At 64.1% G+C, this 20,470-nt stretch carries 16 protein-coding genes; 11 read left to right on the top strand and 5 right to left on the bottom strand.

Annotated elements, in window-relative coordinates; translation table 11 throughout:
- Positions 1-9: 9 nt before the first annotated feature.
- Positions 10-2,067: a glycosyl hydrolase gene (locus AOZ07_RS17500; RefSeq protein ID WP_060703155.1), complete on the bottom strand. Its 2,058-nt coding sequence runs from the start codon at positions 2,065-2,067 to the stop codon at positions 10-12.
- Between the two features lie 268 nt (positions 2,068-2,335).
- Here AOZ07_RS17500 and AOZ07_RS17495 point away from each other — a divergent pair, with 268 nt between their 5' ends.
- Both AOZ07_RS17495 and AOZ07_RS17490 read left to right on the top strand, forming a co-directional pair.
- The gene (locus AOZ07_RS17495) at positions 2,336-3,547 is read left to right on the top strand and encodes an MFS transporter (protein WP_060703154.1); all 1,212 of its coding nucleotides are present in this window, start codon (positions 2,336-2,338) and stop codon (positions 3,545-3,547) included.
- A 188-nt stretch (positions 3,548-3,735) separates the two neighbouring features.
- Positions 3,736-4,341, top strand: coding sequence for a malonic semialdehyde reductase (locus AOZ07_RS17490; protein WP_060703153.1), 606 nt, complete (start codon positions 3,736-3,738; stop codon positions 4,339-4,341).
- A 90-nt stretch (positions 4,342-4,431) separates the two neighbouring features.
- Here AOZ07_RS17490 and AOZ07_RS17485 read toward each other — a convergent pair whose 3' ends face one another.
- From AOZ07_RS17485 to AOZ07_RS17475, 3 genes are all read right to left on the bottom strand, one after another.
- Positions 4,432-5,445 carry a sugar phosphate isomerase/epimerase family protein gene (locus AOZ07_RS17485; protein WP_060703152.1) on the bottom strand — a complete coding sequence of 338 codons (1,014 nt, stop codon included), beginning with the start codon at positions 5,443-5,445 and terminating at the stop codon, positions 4,432-4,434.
- Complete coding sequence (locus tag AOZ07_RS17480; RefSeq protein ID WP_060703553.1) at positions 5,442-6,614, bottom strand: Gfo/Idh/MocA family protein; 1,173 nt, start codon at positions 6,612-6,614, stop codon at positions 5,442-5,444. The genes AOZ07_RS17485 and AOZ07_RS17480 overlap by 4 nt, the downstream gene beginning before the upstream one ends.
- 116 nt (positions 6,615-6,730) lie before the next feature.
- On the bottom strand, positions 6,731-7,738 hold the full coding sequence (locus AOZ07_RS17475) for a LacI family DNA-binding transcriptional regulator (RefSeq protein ID WP_060703151.1): 1,008 nt from the start codon (positions 7,736-7,738) through the stop codon (positions 6,731-6,733).
- A 340-nt stretch (positions 7,739-8,078) separates the two neighbouring features.
- On the opposite strand from AOZ07_RS17475, the gene iolC reads away from it, so the two are divergent.
- The 9 genes from iolC (at position 8,079) to AOZ07_RS17430 (ending at position 19,342) form a co-directional block, all read left to right on the top strand.
- Entirely contained in the window at positions 8,079-9,071 is a 993-nt protein-coding gene (gene iolC / locus AOZ07_RS17470; protein ID WP_060703150.1) for a 5-dehydro-2-deoxygluconokinase, read from the top strand.
- Between the two features lie 2 nt (positions 9,072-9,073).
- Positions 9,074-10,003: a Cgl0159 family (beta/alpha)8-fold protein gene (locus AOZ07_RS17465; protein ID WP_060703149.1), complete on the top strand. Its 930-nt coding sequence runs from the start codon at positions 9,074-9,076 to the stop codon at positions 10,001-10,003.
- Positions 10,004-10,033: 30 nt separating this feature from the next.
- On the top strand, positions 10,034-11,965 hold the full coding sequence (iolD, locus tag AOZ07_RS17460; RefSeq protein WP_060703148.1) for a 3D-(3,5/4)-trihydroxycyclohexane-1,2-dione acylhydrolase (decyclizing): 1,932 nt from the start codon (positions 10,034-10,036) through the stop codon (positions 11,963-11,965).
- Between the two features lie 43 nt (positions 11,966-12,008).
- On the top strand, positions 12,009-13,523 hold the full coding sequence (locus AOZ07_RS17455; RefSeq protein WP_060703147.1) for a CoA-acylating methylmalonate-semialdehyde dehydrogenase: 1,515 nt from the start codon (positions 12,009-12,011) through the stop codon (positions 13,521-13,523).
- Positions 13,524-13,552: 29 nt separating this feature from the next.
- The gene (locus AOZ07_RS17450; RefSeq protein WP_060703146.1) at positions 13,553-14,473 is read left to right on the top strand and encodes a sugar phosphate isomerase/epimerase family protein; all 921 of its coding nucleotides are present in this window, start codon (positions 13,553-13,555) and stop codon (positions 14,471-14,473) included.
- A 41-nt stretch (positions 14,474-14,514) separates the two neighbouring features.
- The gene (locus AOZ07_RS17445; RefSeq protein ID WP_060703145.1) at positions 14,515-15,528 is read left to right on the top strand and encodes a Gfo/Idh/MocA family protein; all 1,014 of its coding nucleotides are present in this window, start codon (positions 14,515-14,517) and stop codon (positions 15,526-15,528) included.
- Between the two features lie 6 nt (positions 15,529-15,534).
- Positions 15,535-16,419: a sugar phosphate isomerase/epimerase family protein gene (locus tag AOZ07_RS17440; RefSeq protein WP_060703144.1), complete on the top strand. Its 885-nt coding sequence runs from the start codon at positions 15,535-15,537 to the stop codon at positions 16,417-16,419.
- A gap of 65 nt (positions 16,420-16,484) precedes the next feature.
- The gene (locus tag AOZ07_RS17435; RefSeq protein ID WP_060703143.1) at positions 16,485-17,450 is read left to right on the top strand and encodes a sugar phosphate isomerase/epimerase family protein; all 966 of its coding nucleotides are present in this window, start codon (positions 16,485-16,487) and stop codon (positions 17,448-17,450) included.
- Positions 17,451-17,851: 401 nt separating this feature from the next.
- Entirely contained in the window at positions 17,852-19,342 is a 1,491-nt protein-coding gene (locus AOZ07_RS17430; protein WP_060703142.1) for a sugar porter family MFS transporter, read from the top strand.
- A 60-nt stretch (positions 19,343-19,402) separates the two neighbouring features.
- Here the strand turns inward: AOZ07_RS17430 and AOZ07_RS17425 are convergent, their stop codons facing one another.
- Complete coding sequence (locus tag AOZ07_RS17425; RefSeq protein WP_060703141.1) at positions 19,403-20,404, bottom strand: LacI family DNA-binding transcriptional regulator; 1,002 nt, start codon at positions 20,402-20,404, stop codon at positions 19,403-19,405.
- Positions 20,405-20,470 lie beyond the last annotated feature (66 nt).

Genomic DNA, 20,470 nt, shown 5'->3' with positions numbered 1-20,470 from the left:
GCCGGGGGACTACCGGGCGCGCAGCTCATCCACGTAGAAGCTTCCGCTCGTTGATGGAGCTTCGGGCACCTGGTTGATGAAGATGTTCAGCTGCGAGAGGTCGGCAAGGTCCGCCTGGGAGATCCGGCGGTCTGCGTTCTGCGTATCCCAGGGGGCCGGCCGGAAATCGGCAAAGGGGATCGACAGCTGCTGCCCCTCGGTGCCTTCCATTGACGGGTAGGCCTCATAGGCGACGCCGCCGGCGACCAGCTGCAATACCAGCTTCTGGCCCGAGCCGTCGGGCTGGAGCCAGAGCGATAGCCGGTCGAAGCTTGACCAGTCGCCTTCGATGCGGCGGGTGATTCCGGTGTAGCTTTGCAGCCCGAAATCGTAGTCGAAGCGCAGCGAGCGTTCGCCGGCTCCGACGGGGTCCTCCGCCAGCGAGATGGAGTTGGTGCCCACTGCGCTGTAGCTTGAACGCAGTTCGGAATCGTCGGCGTAGCCTTCGAAGTCATCGACTACGCCCGGGGCTGAGGCAGGCTTCTGGCCCAGCACCAGTTGCCCGGTTTCTTCCAGTTTCCGCTGGCCGGGCAGCGTGGCGCGCAAGTCAAAAGCAGTCCTTTGGTTGACCAGCTCTTCTTGCGGAACCTCCAAGGTGCCCACGTGGTAGCCGGAGGCGGCATCGAAGTTGAGCTTGATGGGAGGATGCCCCGAGAGGGTGAAGTCGACCGTGGCGGGCTTCGGATTGGTCCCGGTGAGCTTGGCCCGCACGGTGGTTTCGGTGTGCGTGATGCGTGTGCCGTTCGCCGGCGTGACCAGCCGCAGGCTGGCCGGGTGGGCCGCGGCCTTGGTCTTTCGCTCAAAGACATCCCGGGGCGAGAGCTGCGAGCTGAAGACGGAGAACTCATCCTCTGCGAAAGCGCGGAAGTCCTGGAGCATCTCGTGCTCAGCGAGCTCGCCGGTGGCCGGATAGGGGACGAAGAACTGCCCGGTGCCGTAATTGGTCCAGGTCAAGGCCCAGGCCATGCGACGTGCCTGCGGGTCGGCCTTGATCGCGTTGAAGACCTTGGTGTACCAGTTGATGGAGGGATTTTCTCCGTTGGCTTTCAGTGCCCCGCTCACTCCGTACTCGGTCAGGGCCGCTACCTTTCGGTGCACGGTGGCCAGCGTGGAGAGCATGCCCAAGTCGGCCACGAGGCCGTCGAGCCACTGCTGGGAACCGCCCGAGCTGTCGTAGTTGTCATAGCCCAGCACGTCCACGAAGTCGTCTCCCGGATAGGTCTTCATGAAGGTTTCCGGCTTGCCGCTGAATCCGCCGCCGGGGGAGTAGGCATAGAGGAAATTGTGCACGTCTTTCTGATCGCGCAGGTATTCCACGGTGTAGCGGAAGAGTTCAATGTATTCGCTGGCTGAAGCATGGGAGGCGCCCCACCAGAACCAGGAGCCGGCGTTCTCGTGGAAGGGGCGGAAGACCATGGGGATGGCACGGCCCTGTTCATCCACGGCGGCCTTGGCGATGCTGGCCACCCGGTCGAGGTAGTCGGTGAACTGCTTGTTGTGGTCTCCACCGGGCATGATGCGCGGAACCACGTCGCCATCGGTGTCATCGAAGGGGCCACCGGTGACAAAGTTGTCCATATGGGCGGAGAAGGTCTGGATGGCGCCGAGCTTGTCGGCGGCCTGCACCAGCTTGACGGTGTGCTCGATGTTCTCTTGCGGTGTCGGGTCTCCGGGCGCCGAGCCGTAGCCCTGGTGGCCGAAGTCCCAGCCGAAGACCGCCGGGTAATCGCCCGTAGCGGCTTGGACGTCGGACAGGGTCCCGTCGGCCTGGGCATCGGAGAAGGTGACTCCGAATTCGGTGTCTTGCTGGTGCCCGAAGAGGATTCCCTGGCCCTGCTGGGAGTTCAGGTAGGCGAAGAGGGAGGCTGTTCTGGAGGTGGCGTCGGGATCGGCTAGCGGGAGTCGTTCGGGAGCGCCGTGGCGTTCTTGGGGAGCGATCACCGCCGCGTGAACGGGAATCGAGGCAGTGGCGATAACTGCTCCGGCGAGCAGCGAGGCGGCGAGTTGCCGCAGTTTGTGGGGGTGCAAGGTGGGTACCAGTTCTTTCCGGCTCTATCGAGCCAATAGGTGGTCGCCCTAGCCTAATCGGATTAACTTAATTAAGTAAAGATAATTCTTCCGAACCTTCCCCGGCCTCGGCCTTCTTGGTCGTGGCCCGGTGGGCGGGTGTGCCCATGAGCCGCGGCTATCGCTACGGAAGGCGAGGCGCCCGAGGCGTTTCGATAGAAAAGATTGACAGGACATTAGGACTTATCTAGGCTCGGAGTGTTGTTCAACATGAGAGCGAGGTCCTGGCGTGAAGTTGCGGGCCAAGTCAAAGCAAGCTCAAGGCGCATCTCTGGGCATCGTTTTGGCGACGTATGCGATCGCCATGTGCGGCACGACCATGCCCACCGCGCTCTATCCAACCCTGCAAGATGAGTATGGGCTGAGCACGGCCGCCTCAACGCAGCTTTTTGCCATCTACGCCATCGTGGTGCTCGCGGTCCTATGCGTCTTCGGCTCCCTGTCTGATGCCATCGGACGCAAGCCCGTGATGATCCTTGGCCTGCTGGCCTCGGCGGCTAGCGGAATACTCTACGCCGTGGCCGAGGACGCTCCGATGCTGTTCATTGCCCGCACGCTCTCCGGGATTTGCGCCGGGCTGGTGACCGGTACGGCAACGGCCTACCTCACCGATCTGGTCTCCAGTTCCGCGCGCGGTGCCGGCATTTCCAGCGTGGCGAATATGGCCGGGCTGGGCAGCGGGCCAGCGCTGGCGGCCTTCCTGACCTATTTTGTCCCCTCCGTGCCGATGATCGCGTTTAGTGTCCACGCAGTGCTCTCCGGGCTGTGCATGGCGCTGCTGGCCATAATCCCGGATACTGTCGCCCACCGCGGGCTCGGGCTCAAGCTCAGCCTGCCTTTGATACCCCGCTTCGCGCTCCGCGACTACTGCGTGGGCGGCCTGATGACCCTGGGATTCGCCGTAATGGGTGGTTGCACGGCCATGACATCCATCCTCGTGGTCCGCGCCTTCGGCATTACCGACCTGCGGCTGCTGGGGCTGATTGGCTCGCTGATTTTTGTTGCCACCACCGTGGGGCAGAAGGCTGGCGGGAAGCTGGTGGGCGAAAAAGCCCATCTGGGCTTCGCCGGGCTCATGGCGGGTACCGCATTGATCGCCTTGGCCCCAAGGCTGCACGGTGCGGCGGCGGTGGCTGTCTATCTCATTGGGCTGCTGGCCGCTGGGCTGAGCCATGGGGCGCTGTTCCCGGTAGGCCTTGGCATAGTATTGCGCCGCATTGAACTGCGGCATCGGGGCAGTGCCAGTTCCGCCTTCTGGGTGCTGGGCTATGCGCTGACGGCACTGGGCGCCTTGGGGCTTGGCTGGGTTGGACAGCTCGTGGGCGAGTCGATGGCCGTGACCTGCTTTGGCATCACCATTGCGCTGTGTGCTGCAGGTTGCTTGCTGCTGCACCGGCGGTGGTCCAAGCCAACATCGGAAGGAATCCCAAGCACGCTCTGAACTGGACGTGGAGTCATCCATCCAGGCACGGATTCCCGCTGCGCCAAGAGCACCAGGGACTCCTTGTGGCGCAAAGCACATTAATTCTTGGAATGATGTTCGGAACCAAGCGGTTGGACACGAGTAGAACAAATTAGTGTCCGAATATGGCCAGCACACAGGCCCCGGGCTGATCCGAAAGGCAATCAATGACTGTTGCAACCCAGGAAAACCAGGTCGACACCGCAGCGCTCAACGCCATTTTTGGCGAGGCCCGCACCGCTAACGCCTTCACCGGCGAGGTGTCCGATGAGCAGGCCCAGCGAATCTACGAGCTGGCAAAATTCGGTCCGACCGCGTTCAACTCCCAGCCACTGCGCGTGACCTACGTGCGTTCGGATGAAGCCCGCGCCACCTTGGTGGAGGCAATGGCCCGTGGCAACCAGGCCAAGACCGCCGCGGCTCCACTCGTGGCCATCCTCAGCTACGACACCGCATGGCACGAGCAGTGGGACAACTTCCTGCCAGGCTACAACGCGCCCAAGGCCATGTACGACGCCGACGCAGAGTTCACCGCGGCCACCGGCAACAACAACGCACACCTGCAGGCTGGCTACTTCATGCTGGCAGCACGCAGCCTCGGCTTCGCCGTTGGCCCGATGACCGGTGCTGACTTCTCGGCCATCGATGCCTCGTTCTTCCCTGAAGGCGAGCAGAAGAGCTTCCTGGTGGTCAACATCGGGCAGCCTGCCGAAAGCGAGCTCGGTGCACCCAAGGCGCGCTTCGACTATGAAGCCGTGGTTCGCACCGTCTAAAGGCAACTTGCTGAACTCGAACAACACAAAAGGCAAGCCCGGAATTCACGACTGTGAATTCCGGGCTTGCCTTATTGCTGGTCCAGCTGGCTAGTTCGTGGCCAGCGAGGAGGCCAGGGCCGCGTCGGCATCAAGCAGCACCTGAGCCGCTACTTCCAATCCTTCAACCGCACCCAATTCGGTATCCTCATGCTCGATGTTCACGAGCATCTGCGGATCCACCTCGTGCAGGGCGCGCAGGAACTCGGTCCAGAATGCGGTGTCGTGCCCCTTGCCCAAGGCTACGAAGTCCCAGGCAGAGTTCTTCGGCCACTCATTGGCCCACTCATCCCCGCCGAGGTTGGTGCGCGGCTCATCCTCGCGCAACCGGCGGAAGCTGTTATCCAGCACCCCCTGGACTGCTGCGTTCGGGTTGATGCGCACATCCTTGGCGGCGGCGTGAAACACCCATTCGCCCAGGTCGCGCACCACGGCCACCGGGTCCATCTGCTGCCAGAACAGGTGGGAGGCGTCAAGCTCCACGCCGATGTTGCTGGTGCCCGCGCGTTCAATCAGTTCGCGGAAACTGGCCGGGTTGAAAGCAATGTTCTGCGGATGCAGCTCCAGGGCGATCTTGACCCCGTGTTCGCGGGCCAGCTCGTCGATCTCGCGCCAGAATTCGGCGGCCACGTCGAACTGGTAGTCCAGCTGGTCCAATGCGGCGGAGTTCCAAGCGTTGACCACCCAGTTCGGGCGGATGGCGCCCGGCTCGCCGCCGGGCAGGCCGGACATGGTGACCACGCGGGTCTGCCCCAGCCGCGCGGCGAGCCGGATCGAACGGCGGATGTCTTCGGCGTGCTTGTCCCCGATCTGCCGGTTCGGATGCAAGGGATTGCCGTTGCAGTTCAGCCCGGCGATGGCAACGCCGGTACCCTCGAACTGCGCAAGGAAGGCGTCGCGCTCCGCATCGGATTCGAGGATCTTCTCGATATTCGGCACGTGGACCGCCGGAAGGAAGCCTCCTGTATTCAGCTCAATGCCGGTGAGCCCGAGATCAGCAATGACCTTCAGGGCTTCGGGCAGCGGGCGGTCGTGGAGGATCGCGTTGTAGACGCCGAGTTTCATAGGGAGACCATCTTTCCGTCATTGTTCGAGGACTGTACTACTGCCTGCAGGATTTTCATGTTGTGCAGGCCTTCATCGAAGGTTGCGTTGGCTGGAAGCGCCGTGTCCACGCCGCTAACTTCGTCGAGGAAGGCGCGGGCCTGATAGCTGAACGCGTCGTTCTGGCCGAAGCCGACGCCTGGGGCGTCCATCGGCAATCCGCCGCCGATGTAGGCATGTTCTGGACCCAGGTTCACCGTGCGGTAGCCGTTGGTTGCCTCGGGCCCCTCGCTGAGCATGATTTCGATTTCGGCCGGGCGCAGCTGGCTGAAGCGGGCCGCGCCCCTTTCGCAGAACACCTCGAAGGCCAGCGTGTTTGGATGGCCTGCAGCGACGCGGGAGACTTCCAGGCTGCCGGCGGCATCGGCAAACTGGACGCTGAAAGCCGCGTAGTCGTCATTCTCCACGGGCTCTGATTGCTCGCTGAGTTCCGCCAGGTTGTGGCCGGTGACAGCTCCAGCTGGCAGATAGCGTTCGGTGATGCTGGTTCTGAGCTGTCCGCCGCTGACCGAGGTGATCTCGCCGGCCAGGAATTCGGCGACGTAGGCGAGGTGGCTGCCGACATCGGCTAGCGCCCCGGAGCCAGGTTCGCCCTTGAACCGCCAACTCATCGGTGCCTGTGGGCTGTGCCCGTAGTCCGTCCAGTAGCGGCCCGAAAAATGCAGCACCTTGCCCAGGGTGCCGTCGTTGATCAGGTCGCGAATCGCGGCGATGCCAGGAGTGCGGCGGAAGGTGAAGCCTACCCGGGCGGTGGATTGGGCGTTGCGTGCCGCTGCCGCCATCGCCTCTGCTTCTTCCAAGGTATCGGCCAGCGGTTTTTCGCAGAGGACGTGCTTGCCGGCGGCCATCAGACCTTCCACCGCTTCACGGTGGAAGCGGTTGGCGATGACGACGGAGACCACGTCGATGTCAGGGTCTGCGGCGACTTCTTGCCATGATCCGAGGGCCTTTTCGTATCCGTATCGCTTGGCGACCTTTGCCGCGAGCTCGGTGTTCACATCGGCGACGGCAACATAGCGTAGCGGGGGCAGGGTTGGTTCATACAGCGTGGGCGCGGTGCGGTAGCCGGCGATGTGGGACAGGCCGGCCATGCCGGCGCCAATGACGGCGATGCCGATGCTTTTAGCCACGGTGTTCTCCTGAGAAAGAGTGTTCTGGAATATTTTGGAGCGCTCCAAAAAAGTGTAGAGCTGATGTCCGATCAGGGTCAAGGGGTCTGCAGAAGTTGCTTTTGGACTGGGAAGAATCAGGGTCGGCGAGGTGCCGCGCAGGTTCCGCGCTCGATCAGCAAAGGCTCGAGCAGCACCCGCTGGGCGTCGCGTCCGGGGTCGGCGAGCCGGGAGAGGACCTGCTGGGCCACGTGCAATCCGAGGTCGTGGTTGCGGCTGTCCACGGTGGTCAGGTGCAGTAAGTGGGTGCCTGAGAGCGGCGAATTGTCGTAGCCGATGATTGACAGGTCCCCGGGCACCGAAAGGCCCGCGGCTTGCGCTGCGGCCATGGCGCCCATGGCCATCGAGTCATTGGCAGCCAGGATGGCCGTCGTATCGGGATCCTCGTCCAATAGCCGCTGGGTGCACCGATAGCCGGTGTCTTCGGTGGTCAGCTCGCTGACCGAAACGACGTGCTCGTCCAGTCCTGCGGCCTTCATTGCCTCCTGGTATCCGGCCAAGCGCAGCATCGAGGATCCGCCGCCACCGCCAATGTGGCCGATGTTCCGGTGGCCCAGCGAGACCAGGTGCTCGATGGCCTGCCGGGTGCCGAGCCGGTCATCGCTGGAGGCAACGTCTGCCCCGGGAACCTGCGTGGCGCGGTTGCCGACCACGATCACCGGGATCTGGGAAGAAAAGCGCATGGCCGGCGTCGGCTCGGTGGCCAGCACCAGGGCCTCGACCCGGGTGCTCAGAAATCCGTCCAGCGGATCCGACTCCACGTGGGTGTTCAGCGTGCGGTCGGAAACGGCAATGCGCAATCCGGCGCTGGCTAGTCCTTCTTGGAGACCCCGCAATAGTTCCACAAACCAGGCGTTGGTGTAGTCGTCGATGACCACGCCAACTGTCTGGCTGGTGCCTCCGGCCAGTGCGGTGGCTGCCTGGCTGGGGCGATAGTCCAGTTCCTTGATGGCTGCCAGAACCGCGGCGCGGCGCGGCGCCGAGACGCTGGGGGAATCGCGCAGCACCAGTGACACCAGTGATTTGGAAACGCCGGCGGCCTGGGCGACGTCGTAGATCGTGGCTCGACGGCGTTCTGTTGCCACGGCTCCTCCTGGGTTCTGCCTGCTGTTCTCGTTAAGAGCCTAGCGTTTTGCCGGAGCGCACTGCCGGCCTGGGTGGTTTTGGCTCCTGAGCCGACCTCGATCAAGTCATAAAGTCAGGACATAGTATTTGGAAACTTTTTTATTTTTTAGCACCCAAAGCGGAGTGAAAACCCTGGAATTCCGGGGTTTTGCATTAACTATGTTACTCATGTTGTAAATATGTCAGTACAAACCTTTGACAGCGCTGGATTCATGGTGCAAAGTATTTCCTGTGGCACCGTTCACATTGTCGGCAGCTGGCCGATCCCTGAACTCCTGACTCGAAAGGACGTCGATCTGCGTGACTTACGACGTACTCACCCTCGGACGCATCAGCGTTGATGTCTACCCGAACGACATCGGCGTATCCCTGGCCGACGTGACCTCCTTCGGCAAGTACCTCGGCGGCTCTGCCACCAACGTCGCGGTGGCGGCAGCCCAGCATGGACGCGAAGCGGCAGTGATCACCAAGGTCGGCGACGACGACTTCGGCACCTTCCTGGAACGCGAACTGGACCGCTACAACGTGGACCGCTCGCAGGTCACCCGCGACGCCAGCTTGCAGACACCGGTCACCTTCTGCGCCATCCTGCCGCCAGATGACTTTCCGCTGTACTTCTACGGCCGATTCCCGATGGCCCCGGACTGGAACATCAATACCAGCGAGATCGATCTCGACGCAGTGAAAAAATCGAAAATCTTCTGGAGCACCGTCACCGGCCTGAGCCGCGAGCCTTCGCGCAGCGCCCAGCTGGCAGCCTACGAGGCCCGCCCGGCCAGCTCGCTGGCCGAAGGGCAGTTCACCATCCTGGACCTGGATTACCGGCCGATGTTCTGGGACTCGGTGGAACAGGCCCGCGAACAGGTCACCCAGGCGCTGGCCTCGGCCACCGTCGCCATCGGCAACGACACCGAATGCACCGTCGCGGTCGGCGAGGGAACCCCGGACGAGCAGGCGGACCGCCTGCTGGAGGCCGGAGTGCAGATCGCCGTGGTCAAGCTCGGCCCCGAAGGCGTCATGGCCAAAACCCGCACCGAACGCGTGGTCTCCGCCCCGGTTCCGGTGCAGACCGCCAACGGACTGGGCGCCGGAGACTCCTTCGGCGGAGCCTTCTGCCACGGATTGCTCTCCGGATGGCCGCTGGAACAGGTTCTGGACTACGCCAACGCCGCCGGAGCCATCGTCGCCTCCAAGGTCGCATGCTCCGACGCAATGCCGACCCCGCAAGAAGTCAACGCCCTGCTGGCCGAGCGCGGCCGCACCGTCCCCGCCTCCCAGAAAGACCTGGTCTAGCCATGAAACAGGCAACCGAGCTGAGCGTGGATCGCGAAGATCCCCGCCGCTACGAATCCATCACCCGCCAACGGCTGGAAGATCCGGCATCGGTGCTACGCGCCGCGGCCGCCCGCCGGAAGCATGCCGGCCCGGTACTGGGACGCCAGAACTTCATCATCGCCGCCGACCACCCGGCCCGCGGCGCGCTGTCGGTCGGCAAGCGGGCCACCGCCATGGCCGACCGCCGCGAATTGCTGGACCGCCTGCAGATCGCCTTGCAGAATCCGGCCTGCGACGGCGTGCTCGCCTCGCCCGATATCCTCGATGACCTGCTGCTGCTCGGTGCGCTGGAAGGCAAGCTGGTCTTCGGCTCGATGAACCGCGGCGGGCTGACCGGCCTGGTCAACGAGATCGACGATCGCTTCACCGGGCACACCGCGGCCGCCCTGGCCGCCCTGGGCGCGGACGGCGGCAAGATGCTCACCCGGATCAGCTACGAGGACCCGGACACCGTCAAGACCCTGGAAGCCACCGCCGACGCGGTCTCCGATCTGGCCCGGCACCAGCTGGTCGCCATGGTCGAGCCCTTCATCTCCAAGCGGGTCGAGGGCAAGGTCGTCAACGACCTGCGCCCGGACGCCGTGATCAAGTCCATGGGCATCGCCTCCGGCCTGGGGGAGTCCAGCGCCTACACCTGGCTGAAGATTCCGGTGGTCCAGGACATGGAGCGGGTCATGGCCGCCACCACCCTGCCCACGGTGCTGCTCGGCGGGGATCCTGCCGGAGACCCCGATGAGGTCTTCGCCTCCTGGCAAGCCGCGCTGGCCTTGCCTTCGGTCCAGGGGCTGACCGTCGGGCGGACGCTGCTCTACCCCGAGGACGGGGACGTGGCCGCCGCCGTGGCCACCGCCGCATCGCTTCTGAACACCACCGCACCAGTACGCAGCTGAGAAGGACAAAGCTCGATGACTACACGCACAATGACCGTCGCCCAGGCGGTTGTGGAATTCCTGGGCCGCCAGTACACGGTGGATTCCATCGGTGGAACCCAGTACCGCGAACGGCTGATCCCGGGCATGTTCGGCATTTTCGGCCACGGCAATGTCGCAGGCGTGGGCCAGGCGCTGAAGCAGTGGCAGGCCAAGGACCCGAGCCTGATGCCGTACTACCAGGGCCGCAATGAGCAGGCCCAGTCGCACCAGGCCGTCGCCTATGCGCGGCATACCCGCCGCCGGGCCACCTACGCGGTGTCCACCTCCATCGGCCCGGGCTCCTCCAACCTGCTCACCGGTGCCGCCCTGGCCACCGCAAACCGCCTTCCGGTGCTGCTGCTGCCTTCGGACACCTTCGCCACCCGTGCCGCGGACCCGGTGCTGCAGCAGCTGGAAATGCCGCACGGCTATGACATCACCGTCAACGACGCCTTCCGCCCGCTGTCCAAGTACTTCGACCGCGTCACCCGCCCGGAGCAGCTGGCCAGCGCCCTGCACCACGGGCTGCGGGTGCTCACCGACCCGGCGGAAACTGGTGCGGTGACCATCTCCCTGCCCCAGGACGTGCAGGCCGAGGCCTTCGACTTCCCGGAAGAATTCTTTGCCGAGCGCGAGTGGAAGATCCGCCGTCCCGAGCCAGAGGCGCAGGACATCGCCGAAGCAGCCAAGATGATCCGGGCGGCCAAGCGCCCGCTGATCGTCGCCGGCGGCGGGGTGCTCTACGCCTTCGCCACCGGGGAACTGGCTGAATTCTGCGAAGCCACCGGCATCCCGGTGGGCAATACCCAAGCCGGCGTGGGCGTGCTGCCCTGGGACTCCAAGTACTCGCTGGGCGCCATCGGATCCACCGGAACCACCGCCGCCAACGCGCTGGCCGAGCAGGCGGATCTGGTCATCGGCATCGGCACCCGCTACGAGGACTTCACCACCGCAAGCCGCACCGCCTTCCAGAACCCGGACGTGAAGTTCGTGAACATCAACGTCGCGGCACTGGACGCCTACAAGCACGGCACCGTGCTTCCGGTGGTGGCCGATGCCCGCAAGGCGCTGATCGCGCTGCGCGAGGCATTGACCGGCTACCGGGTCGACGGCGCCCTCGAAGTGCAGGCCGCCAGCGAAAAGCAGCGCTGGGATGCCACCGTGGACGAGGCTTTTGCCGAGCGGCTGAGCCCCCTGGTCAGCCAGAACGCCATTATCGGCGCGGTGAACCAGGCCATGGATCCCCGCGACGTGGTGGTCTGCGCCGCCGGTTCGCTGCCCGGGGACCTGCACAAGATGTGGCGGGTTTCGGACCCCTACGGCTACCACGTGGAATACGGATTCTCCTGCATGGGCTATGAGATCGCCGGCGGACTGGGCATCAAGCGCGCAGCCATCGACGAGGCTGCGCGGGGGGACCAGGAGAACCGCGATGTGGTGGTCATGGTGGGCGACGGCTCCTACCTGATGATGCACACCGAGCTGGTCACCGCGGTGGCCGAAGGCCTGAAGCTGATCACCGTGCTGATCCAGAACCACGGCTACGCCTCCATCGGCGCGCTCTCCGAGTCCCTGGGCTCCCAGCGCTTCGGCACCAAATACCGCACCCTGGATGCCGAAAGCCACAGCTTCGATGACGGTTCCACCCTGCCGATCGACCTGGCCACCAACGCCGAATCCCTGGGCGTGAAGGTCATCCGGATTGCCCCGGGCCCGCAGGCCATCGAGGACCTGTCGGCAGCCATCGCCACGGCCAAGGCCGCCGAGGAAGGCTCCGGCCCGATCCTGATCCACATCGAATCCGACCTCTACGCCGATGCTCCCTCCAGCGAATCCTGGTGGGATGTCCCGGTCAGCGAAGTCGCCGAGCTTGAGAGCACCACGGCGGCCTACCAGAACTACACCAAGAACAAAGCGCGCCAGAAGCCCCTCTTGGGCTAGGGCCGGCAACAGAACACTTTTGAACAGCAAAGGAAATACGGCAATGACTACCACCGCCACCGACGTCGCAGAAATCTTGCACTACATCAACGGCGCCCCTTCCGCGGGCACCGGCACCGGCACCCAGCCGGTCTACAACCCCGCCACCGGCGAAATCACCGGCCAGCTGCGCCTGGCCAGCGATGAGGACCTGGCGCAGGCCGTGGCCGTGGCCAAGGCCGCCTCCGAAACCTGGGGCGAAGTATCGATCGCCAAGCGCAGCAAGATCCTCTTCCGCTTCCAGCAGCTGCTCACCGAGCACACCGACGAGCTGGCCCGCATCGTGACCAGCGAGCACGGCAAGGTGCTCTCCGACGCCGCCGGCGAAATCAGCCGGGGCATCGAAGTGGTGGAGTACGCCTGCGGCATTTCGCAGTCGCTGAAGGGCGAGTACTCCGACCAGGTGTCCACCGGCATCGACGTCTTCTCCTTCCGCCAGCCGCTGGGCGTGGTCGCCGGCATCACCCCATTCAACTTCCCGGTCATGGTGCCGCTGTGGATGGCCCCGGTAGCCATCGCCACCGGCAACGCCTTCATCCTCAAGCCTTCCGAGCGCGACCCTTCCGCCTCGCTGCTGATCGCCGAGCTGTTCAAGCAGGCCGGCCTGCCCGACGGCGTCTTCCAGGTATTGCACGGCGGCAAGGAGACCGTCGACGGCCTGCTGACCCACCCGGATGTCGACGGCATCTCCTTCGTCGGCTCCACCCCGATCGCCAAGTACGTGCACGAAACCGCCTCCAAGCACGGCAAGCGCGTCCAGGCGCTGGGCGGGGCGAAGAACCACGCCGTGGTCATGCCCGATGCCGACATGGATCTGGCCGCCGACCACATCAACGCCGCCGCTTTCGGCTCCGCCGGCCAGCGCTGCATGGCCATCTCCGTGGCCGTCGCCGTGGGCGATGCCGCCGACGCGCTGGTGGACAAGCTCGCGGACCACGCCCGCAAGGTCAACGTCTCCAATGGCCTGGATGAGAAGGCTGACATGGGTCCGGTCATCACCCCGGCCTCCAAGTCCCGCCTGCAGAAGATCGTCGGCGAGGCCGAACAGGCCGGCGCCGCCCTGGTAATCGACGGCCGCGACCTGGTGGTCAAGGACCACGAGAACGGCTTCTTCGTCGGCCCGACCATCCTGGACAAGGTCAGCCGCGAAATGAGCGCCTACACCGAGGAGATCTTCGGCCCGGTGCTGGTGGTCCTGCGCGTGGATTCCCTGGAAGAGGCCATCGAAGTGGTCAACGCCAACCCCTACGGCAACGGCACCGCCATCTTCACCTCCTCCGGCGCCCACGCCCGCACCTACACCCGCCGCATCCAGGTGGGAATGGTCGGGGTCAACGTGCCGCTGCCGGTTCCGGTGGCGTGGCACTCCTTCGGCGGATGGAAGGACTCGCTGTTCGGCGAGCACCACATCTACGGCCCGGATGGCGTGCGCTTCTACACCCGTGGCAAGGCCATCACCCAGCGCTGGCCAGAACCAGCCAAGGGCACGGCCGCGACCTTCAACTTCCCTTCCAACTAGCCTTTTGAGCCAGAGAAACGGTACGCATCATGGCACAGAACATCACCATCGGAACTGCTCCTGACTCCTGGGGCGTATGGTTTGCCGACGATCCCAAGCAGACCCCGTGGCAGCGCTTCCTCGACGAGGTGGCCGAAGCCGGGTACAAAACCATCGAGCTGGGCCCCTACGGGTACCTGCCGACCGACCCATCCCAGCTCGCTGACGAGCTGGCCGCCCGCGACCTGAACGTCTGCGCCGGCACCGTCTTCACCGCCTTCCACCGCGGGATCGATGGCAGTGCCAATGCCTGGGAGGAAGCCTGGGAGCCAGCGCGCAAGGTGGCCGAGCTGACCGCCGCCATGGGCGGCGAGCATATTGTGGTGATCCCGGCGATGTGGCGCGATGATGTCACCGGCCAGGCGCTGGAACCGGGCACCCTGGATGCTGCCGGCTGGGACTCGCTGGCCAAGGGCCATGACCGGCTGGGCAAGATCCTGCAGGAGGAATTCGGCCTCAAGCAGCAGTTCCACTCCCACGCCGACTCCCATGTCTGCGGCCAGAGCGACATCGAGAAGTTCCTCGAAGTCACCGACCCGCAGTACACCACCCTGTGCCTGGACACCGGCCACGCCGAATACGGCGGGGCATCCAGCGTGGATCTGATCCGCCGCTTCCCTGAGCGCATCGGCTACCTGCACCTGAAGCAGATCAACCCGGACATCCTGGCCACGGTGCGCGAGCAGGACATGACCTGGGCCGCGGCCAACCTCGCCGGTGTCATGTGCGAACCGCCTGCGGGACTGCCGGACCTCAACGAGGTACTGCAGGAAGTCGAGAAGCTGGGCCGCCCGATCTTCGGCATCGTGGAGCAGGACATGTACCCGGTTGCGGACTTCTCGGTGCCGCTGCCGATTGCCACCCGCACCCGTAACTATCTGCACAGCTGCATCTCCCGCAGCCACGTTTAAGCCAGACTGAACCTAGCCAAGAACTCTTGAAAGGACATATCGTGCCAGATATCCTGCGCGTCGCCGTCGTTGGAGCCGGACGCATGGGCGCCGACCACATTCAGCGGATCCACCACCGCATCTCCGGAGCCGAAGTGGCTGCCGTGGTCGACATCGACCTTGACCGGGTCAACGCCGCGATTGACGGCATTCCCGGTGCCAAGGGCTACACCGATCTGGACGCCGCGCTTTCCAGCGGGGAGGTGAACGCGGTCCTGCTGGCCACCCCGGGCTTCCTGCATCATGACGCACTGCTCAAGGTGCTCGAGGCAGATATTCCGGTGTTGTGCGAGAAGCCGCTGACCCCGGATGCCGTCTCATCCTGGGAAATCGTCGAGGCCGAGGCGAAACTGGGCCGCAAGCGCATCCAGGTGGGCTTCATGCGCCGCTTTGATGCCGAGTACCAGCAGCTGCGCCAGCTGATCGAGAACCAGGGCCTGGGCGAATTGCTGGTGCTCCACCACCAGCACCGCAACCCGAGCACCCCCGAGGGGTTCACCAACGAGATGCTGATCAATGACTCGGTGGTGCACGAATTCGATGCCATCCGCTACTTCACCGGCGAGGAAATCACCAGCGTGCAGGTGCGCCTGGGCAAGGCCACCCGCAATGCGCCCAATGGGCAGCATGACCCGCAGCATGTGCTGGTGGAAACCAGCTCGGGCGTGCTGGCTGACGTGGAGATCTACGTCAACGCGAAGTTCGGCTACGAAGTGGCCACCCAGGCCTCCTTCGAGGATGGCATCGTGTCCATCGGCAATGACGCGGGACCCTATGTGCGCACCGCAGGCCAGTGGGGCGGCAAGGTCACCCCGGGCTTCGAAGAACGCTTTGGCGCCGCCTATGACACCGAAATCCAGTCGTGGGTGGATGCTGCATTGCGCGGCGAGCTGGGCGGCCCGAGCGCCTGGGACGGCTACGCCACCGCAGCGTGCTGCGAGGCCGGCGTCGAAGCCCAGCGCACCGGCGCCAAGGTGGACGTGCAGCTGAACAGCAAGCCGGATCTCTACAGCTAGGGCATCATGAAATACGCATTGGATCCCACCCCATTCCATTCCACGCACTCGGTGCTGGAATTCCCGAAGCTGGCCGCAGAACTGGGCTACGACCATATCCAGCTGACTCCGCATGCGGACATCATCCCGTTCTTCACCCACCCGAAGGCTGACGATGACCTGGTGGCAAAGCTGGCCGTCGAGTGCAAGGGAGCCGGAGTAGGCATTGCCTCGGTGCTGCCGGTGCTGCGCTGGTCCTCGCCCGACGAGAATCTGCGCCAGGCGGCGGTGCGCTATTGGAAGCGCGCCATCCAGATTGCCGTGGATCTGGGGGTGAACCAGATGAATACGGAGTTCTCGGGACGTCCCGAGCGTGCCGAGGAGTCCGAGGCCGCGTTCTACCGGTCCATGGAGGAACTGGTTCCGATCATCGAGCGCGAGGGCATTAACGTGGCCATCGACCCGCACCCGGATGACTTTGTGGAAGAGGGCCTGGCCGCCTGGCGGGTGATCCGCGGAGTGAACTCGCCGAACCTGTCCTTCGTGTATGTCGCCTCGCATTCCTTCCACATGAAGGATCAGCCGTTGGAGATCATGCAGACGGTAGGGGAGCGGCTTCGCGTGGTCCACGTGGCCGACACCATGAACCACCATGCCTCGCATGGGCTGCGCTACATCACCAACCCGCCGGGCAATCCGGTGCGCGTGCACCAGCACCTGAAGGTTGGCGACGGCGATGTGAACTGGGATGAGTTCTTCTCCGGCCTGGTGGCCAATGGCTTTGCCGACCGCGAGGAGAGCGTGATGGTCTCGAGCGTCTTCGCGGAGAACGAGAACGCCATCGAGGTTTCGAAGTTCCAGCTGGAGCAGATGCGCAGCCGCGTGGCTGCAGCCCAGGCCGCACGCGTCTAGGCGCAAGCACAGATGCCCGGCCCGCAAAGGGTCGGGCATCGATCTTTTTAAGGAAGGAATCAACCATGGAAATCGGTCTGATCACCGATTCGCTGTCATCGCGAAGCTTCGACGAGGTCCTGGGCGTTGCCGCCGACCTGGGTCTGGGTTCCATCGAATTGCCTACCGGCAATTGGTCCGAGGCCCCGCACCTGGACCTTGACGCCCTGCTGGACAGCGAAGCGGAGCGCCTGGCCTACCTGGGCAAGATTGCCCAGGCTGGGCTGCGCGTCAGCGCGCTGAATGCCAACGGAAACCAATTGCATCCAGTATCGGGGCCAGAACAGGACTTGGTGCTGCGCAAGACGATCCGCCTGGCCCGGCTCATGGATGTCCCCACGGTCGTGTGCATGTCCGGATTGCCCGGAGCTGCGGGGGACAGCACCCCGAACTGGGTGACCAGCTCGTGGCCGCCGGAAAACCTGGCGATTCTGGAGCACCAGTGGGAGCAGGTGGCCCTTCCCTATTGGCGGGAGCTTGCTGGCTTCGCCCAGGAGCACGGCGTCAAGCTGGCGATTGAACCATGCTTTACGCAGCTGGTGTACAACGCGGCGACCGCCAAGCGGCTGATCGATGCGGTAGGCAGCGAATGGGTTGGCATCAATCTGGATCCCTCGCACCTGATGGCGATGGGCGCGGATATCCCAAGCGTGATCCGTGCCTTGGCGGGCACCATCATGCACGTGCATGCCAAGGACGTGCGATTGAACGCACCGGTAGTCGCCGCGAATGGCTTGCCCGATGGCACCGGAATGACGCAGTGGCAGCAGCGGGCCTGGAACTATGTGACCCTGGGCCTGGGGCATCCGGCAGGCGAAGCCTTCTGGGCTTATTTCGTCTATGAGCTGCGCGCAGCCGGCTATGACGGCACGCTCAATATCGAGCACGAGGATGTGCTGGTCAACTCGGAAGAAGGGGTTCGCCGTGCGGCCGGGCTGCTGCGCCGGGTGGCCCTGCAAGGCGAGCCGGATTGGAAGCCCGCCCAGGTATAAGACAGCCATGGCAGGAGGTGCTCGAGGCCGGAACCAGTGACTGGTTCCGGCCTCGGCCTGCTTCTGGAATGCACCCCGTCCATTTCGCTGCATTACGGCGATGGCTTGGGTGGCGGAAGCATCGGCGGGGCCACGTGCAGGGTAGTGCCGAGTCTCGGCCCGGGCCTCGAAGCGGTATTTGTCAGGACAAATTAGCCCGCATCTCTTGATCTAGAAACACTGATGACGTATTGTCCTTACATAAGGGCTGTGAAGCCAATCACTTTCAGTTTATGTGGCAGGGCCAGGATGATGCGAAGCAGCACCCCGCCGCACCGTGTGAAGGACGCCGGATCGCAGAAGATCCGATGGATGGCCGACGGCCAGCAAAGCTTTCACCCGGGCAAACCAAAGGAGTTCCCATGTCCAGTTCGCAGAATCTCTCTGCCAAACCGAGCCTCCCGCCACTGACTGCGGGACCGCATTCCAAGCGTCTCGGTTTGATTTCCATCATCGCCTGCTTCGGCGGGCTGCTCTTCGGCTACGACACCGGAGTGGCCAACGGAGCAGAGGGGCCGATGGCGGCCGAACTTGGCCTGAATCTCCTGCAGGTCGGCGTGGTGATCAGCTCCCTGGTCTTCGCCGCTGCCATTGGCGCGCTGATCGGCGGGCAAATCTCCGATGCCTGGGGCCGGCGCAAAACCATCATCATGCTTGCCGTCCTGTTCTTTGCGGGAACCCTGCTCGTCGTCTTCTCCCCAGCGGGCCCAGAGCCAGGAACCTTCTCGCCGTTGGGCTTCTCTGTTCTTGTTGCCGGACGCATCATGCTCGGGCTGGCTGTCGGCGGGGCGTCGACCGTGGTGCCGGTGTACCTTGCCGAATTGGCACCCTACGAAATCCGCGGATCCATCACCGGGCGCAATGAGCTGGCCATCGTTTCCGGCCAGCTGGCAGCGTTTGTCATGAATGCCATCATCGGCACCGTATTGGGCGGCAGCGTGGATGGTGTCTGGCGCATCATGTTCGCCATTTGCGCCCTGCCGGCCTTGGCCCTGTTCTTCGGCATGCTGCGCATGCCCGAATCCCCTCGCTGGCTCGTGGAAAAGCGCCGCTACGCGGAAGCCCTGCGCATACTCAAAACCGTGCGTTCGGCCGAACGCGCGCTGGCTGAAGTCCATGAGATTGAAATCGTGGCCGAAGAGGAAAAGCGGAACAACAAGCCGGTAGGCATCAAGGCCATTCTGACCAACAAATGGCTGTTGCGCATTATCGCCATCGGCATCGGTGTTTCGATGACCCAGCAGCTCACCGGCATCAACTCGATCATGTACTACGGAACCAGAGTGCTCGAAGAGTCGGGGATGTCCGAGCAGCAAGCGGTCTTGGCCAATATCGCCTTTGGCGTAGTTGCCGTGATCGGCGGGATTATCGCGCTGCGCAATATGGACCGCATGGATCGCCGCAAGACCTTCTTGATCGGCTTGTCGCTGACCACCATCTGCCACATGCTGGTGGCCTTCGCCGGCATGCTGTTGCCTGTGGGCAACCCGGTCCGCCCGATTGTCATCATGATTCTCGTGGTCGCCTTCGTGATGTCCATGCAGACCTTCCTCAACGTTGCCGTGTGGGTCTGGCTGGCAGAAATCTTCCCGCTGCATATGCGTGGCCTGGGCATCGGCATCTCGGTGTTCTTCGGCTGGGGAACCAATGGCGTGCTAGCGCTGTTCTTCCCTTCCCTGGTTTCCGGGGTCGGCATTACCGGATGCTTCTTCATCTTCGCTGGAATCGGCGTACTGGCCCTGATCTTTGTCGCAACCCAGGTTCCCGAAACCCGCGGACGCTCCCTCGAAGCACTTGAAGAGGATGTTTCCACTGGAGCCATCTACCAGGTCAAGGCTTCGGCCGGCGCCTGATTCAAAATCCCGGCATCAGCCAAGAGACCCGGCCTCACCCCATGGTGGGGCCGGGTCCCGTTAAGCGGTGTGCCCGCCGGTGCTGCCGCGCACCACGAGTTTCGGTGCGTGCGTGCTCGACTGGCCAGGCGAATCCAGGGCTGCCTGCATGGCGGCCTTCGCCAACGCCGCGACGTCCTGGCGGACACTGGTCAAATCCGCATGCGCCAGCCGTGCAAACTCGCTGTCGTCGTAGCCGGTCAAGCTGATCTGCCCGGGAACGCTTATGCCAGCTAGGTCGATCGCCTGCCGGGCGCCCAGGGCCGCGCGGTCGTTAAAGGCCAGAATTGCCGTGGCGCGCTCGCCTGGAGGCGTTGTCTCGAAGTAGTGCTGGAGGGCCTTGAAAGCCGCGGCCTCATCGGCACCTGCATGCAGAACCTGGCCCGAAACCTTGGTGCGTTCAACCGAGGCCAGGAAGGCTTCGCGGCGTTGTTGCGCCGAGACGGCTGTACCGCCATCCAGGTGCAGCATTCGTTCGTGCCCAAGCCGGGCCAGGTGGCTGAAAAGCTGTTCAATGCCCGCGGCCTCGTCAGTGATGATCGAGGGCACTGCCTCGGACTGGCGCAGCAAGCTGATGACCGGAAGCTGCTTGGCTGCCTGGGCCAGTTGGCTGGCCGGCAACTCGGGGAAGACGCCGATGACGGCCTCAACTCCCGCATCAATGAGGGTATTGAGCACGCGGAGCTCATCGCGGTGCTTGCCGGTGGCTCCCAGGATGATTTCGAAGCCCTGGCTATCCGCCTGCGCATAGATGGCATCTGCCAGTTCGGCGTGCAGCGGTTCGCCGAGCGCCAGGGCCAGGCCCAGGGTTCTGCTGCGGCTGCTGCGCAATGAGCGGGCGCGCGAATCAGGGCGGTAGCCCAGTTCCGAGGCGGCTTGCTTGACCCGCGCCCTGGACTCTTCGCTCGCCCCTTCGGCCTCTCGCAGCACGATGGACGCCAGCGCAACGGAAACCCCGGAGGCGCGGGCGACATCGGCGAGCGTGGGGCGTTTTGCGGGGCGCTGCGCAGAATGCTGGGGCATTTGCCGAACTTTCTTCTAGAACGTTATAGACACATGCTATCCAGTGTGCCATGATTTTCCTGAACA

Origin of the sequence: Glutamicibacter halophytocola (genome assembly GCF_001302565.1) — a bacterium.
Taxonomy (GTDB): domain Bacteria; phylum Actinomycetota; class Actinomycetes; order Actinomycetales; family Micrococcaceae; genus Glutamicibacter; species Glutamicibacter halophytocola.
Note: the sequence above shows the minus strand (reverse complement) of the source record. Positions and strands in the feature narration are given on the sequence as shown.

What these genes read in the sequence shown, in the direction of transcription:
- AOZ07_RS17490 (WP_060703153.1), top strand. Translation starts at nt 3,736, where the DNA reads ATGACTGTTGCAACCCAGGAAAACCAGGTCGACACCGCAGCGCTCAAC.
- AOZ07_RS17485 (WP_060703152.1), bottom strand. Translation starts at nt 5,445, where the DNA reads ATGAAACTCGGCGTCTACAACGCGATCCTCCACGACCGCCCGCTGCCC.
- AOZ07_RS17465 (WP_060703149.1), top strand. Translation starts at nt 9,074, where the DNA reads ATGAAACAGGCAACCGAGCTGAGCGTGGATCGCGAAGATCCCCGCCGC.
- iolD (WP_060703148.1), top strand. Translation starts at nt 10,034, where the DNA reads ATGACCGTCGCCCAGGCGGTTGTGGAATTCCTGGGCCGCCAGTACACG.
- AOZ07_RS17455 (WP_060703147.1), top strand. Translation starts at nt 12,009, where the DNA reads ATGACTACCACCGCCACCGACGTCGCAGAAATCTTGCACTACATCAAC.
- AOZ07_RS17450 (WP_060703146.1), top strand. Translation starts at nt 13,553, where the DNA reads ATGGCACAGAACATCACCATCGGAACTGCTCCTGACTCCTGGGGCGTA.
- AOZ07_RS17440 (WP_060703144.1), top strand. Translation starts at nt 15,535, where the DNA reads ATGAAATACGCATTGGATCCCACCCCATTCCATTCCACGCACTCGGTG.
- AOZ07_RS17435 (WP_060703143.1), top strand. Translation starts at nt 16,485, where the DNA reads ATGGAAATCGGTCTGATCACCGATTCGCTGTCATCGCGAAGCTTCGAC.
- AOZ07_RS17430 (WP_060703142.1), top strand. Translation starts at nt 17,852, where the DNA reads ATGTCCAGTTCGCAGAATCTCTCTGCCAAACCGAGCCTCCCGCCACTG.
- AOZ07_RS17425 (WP_060703141.1), bottom strand. Translation starts at nt 20,404, where the DNA reads ATGCCCCAGCATTCTGCGCAGCGCCCCGCAAAACGCCCCACGCTCGCC.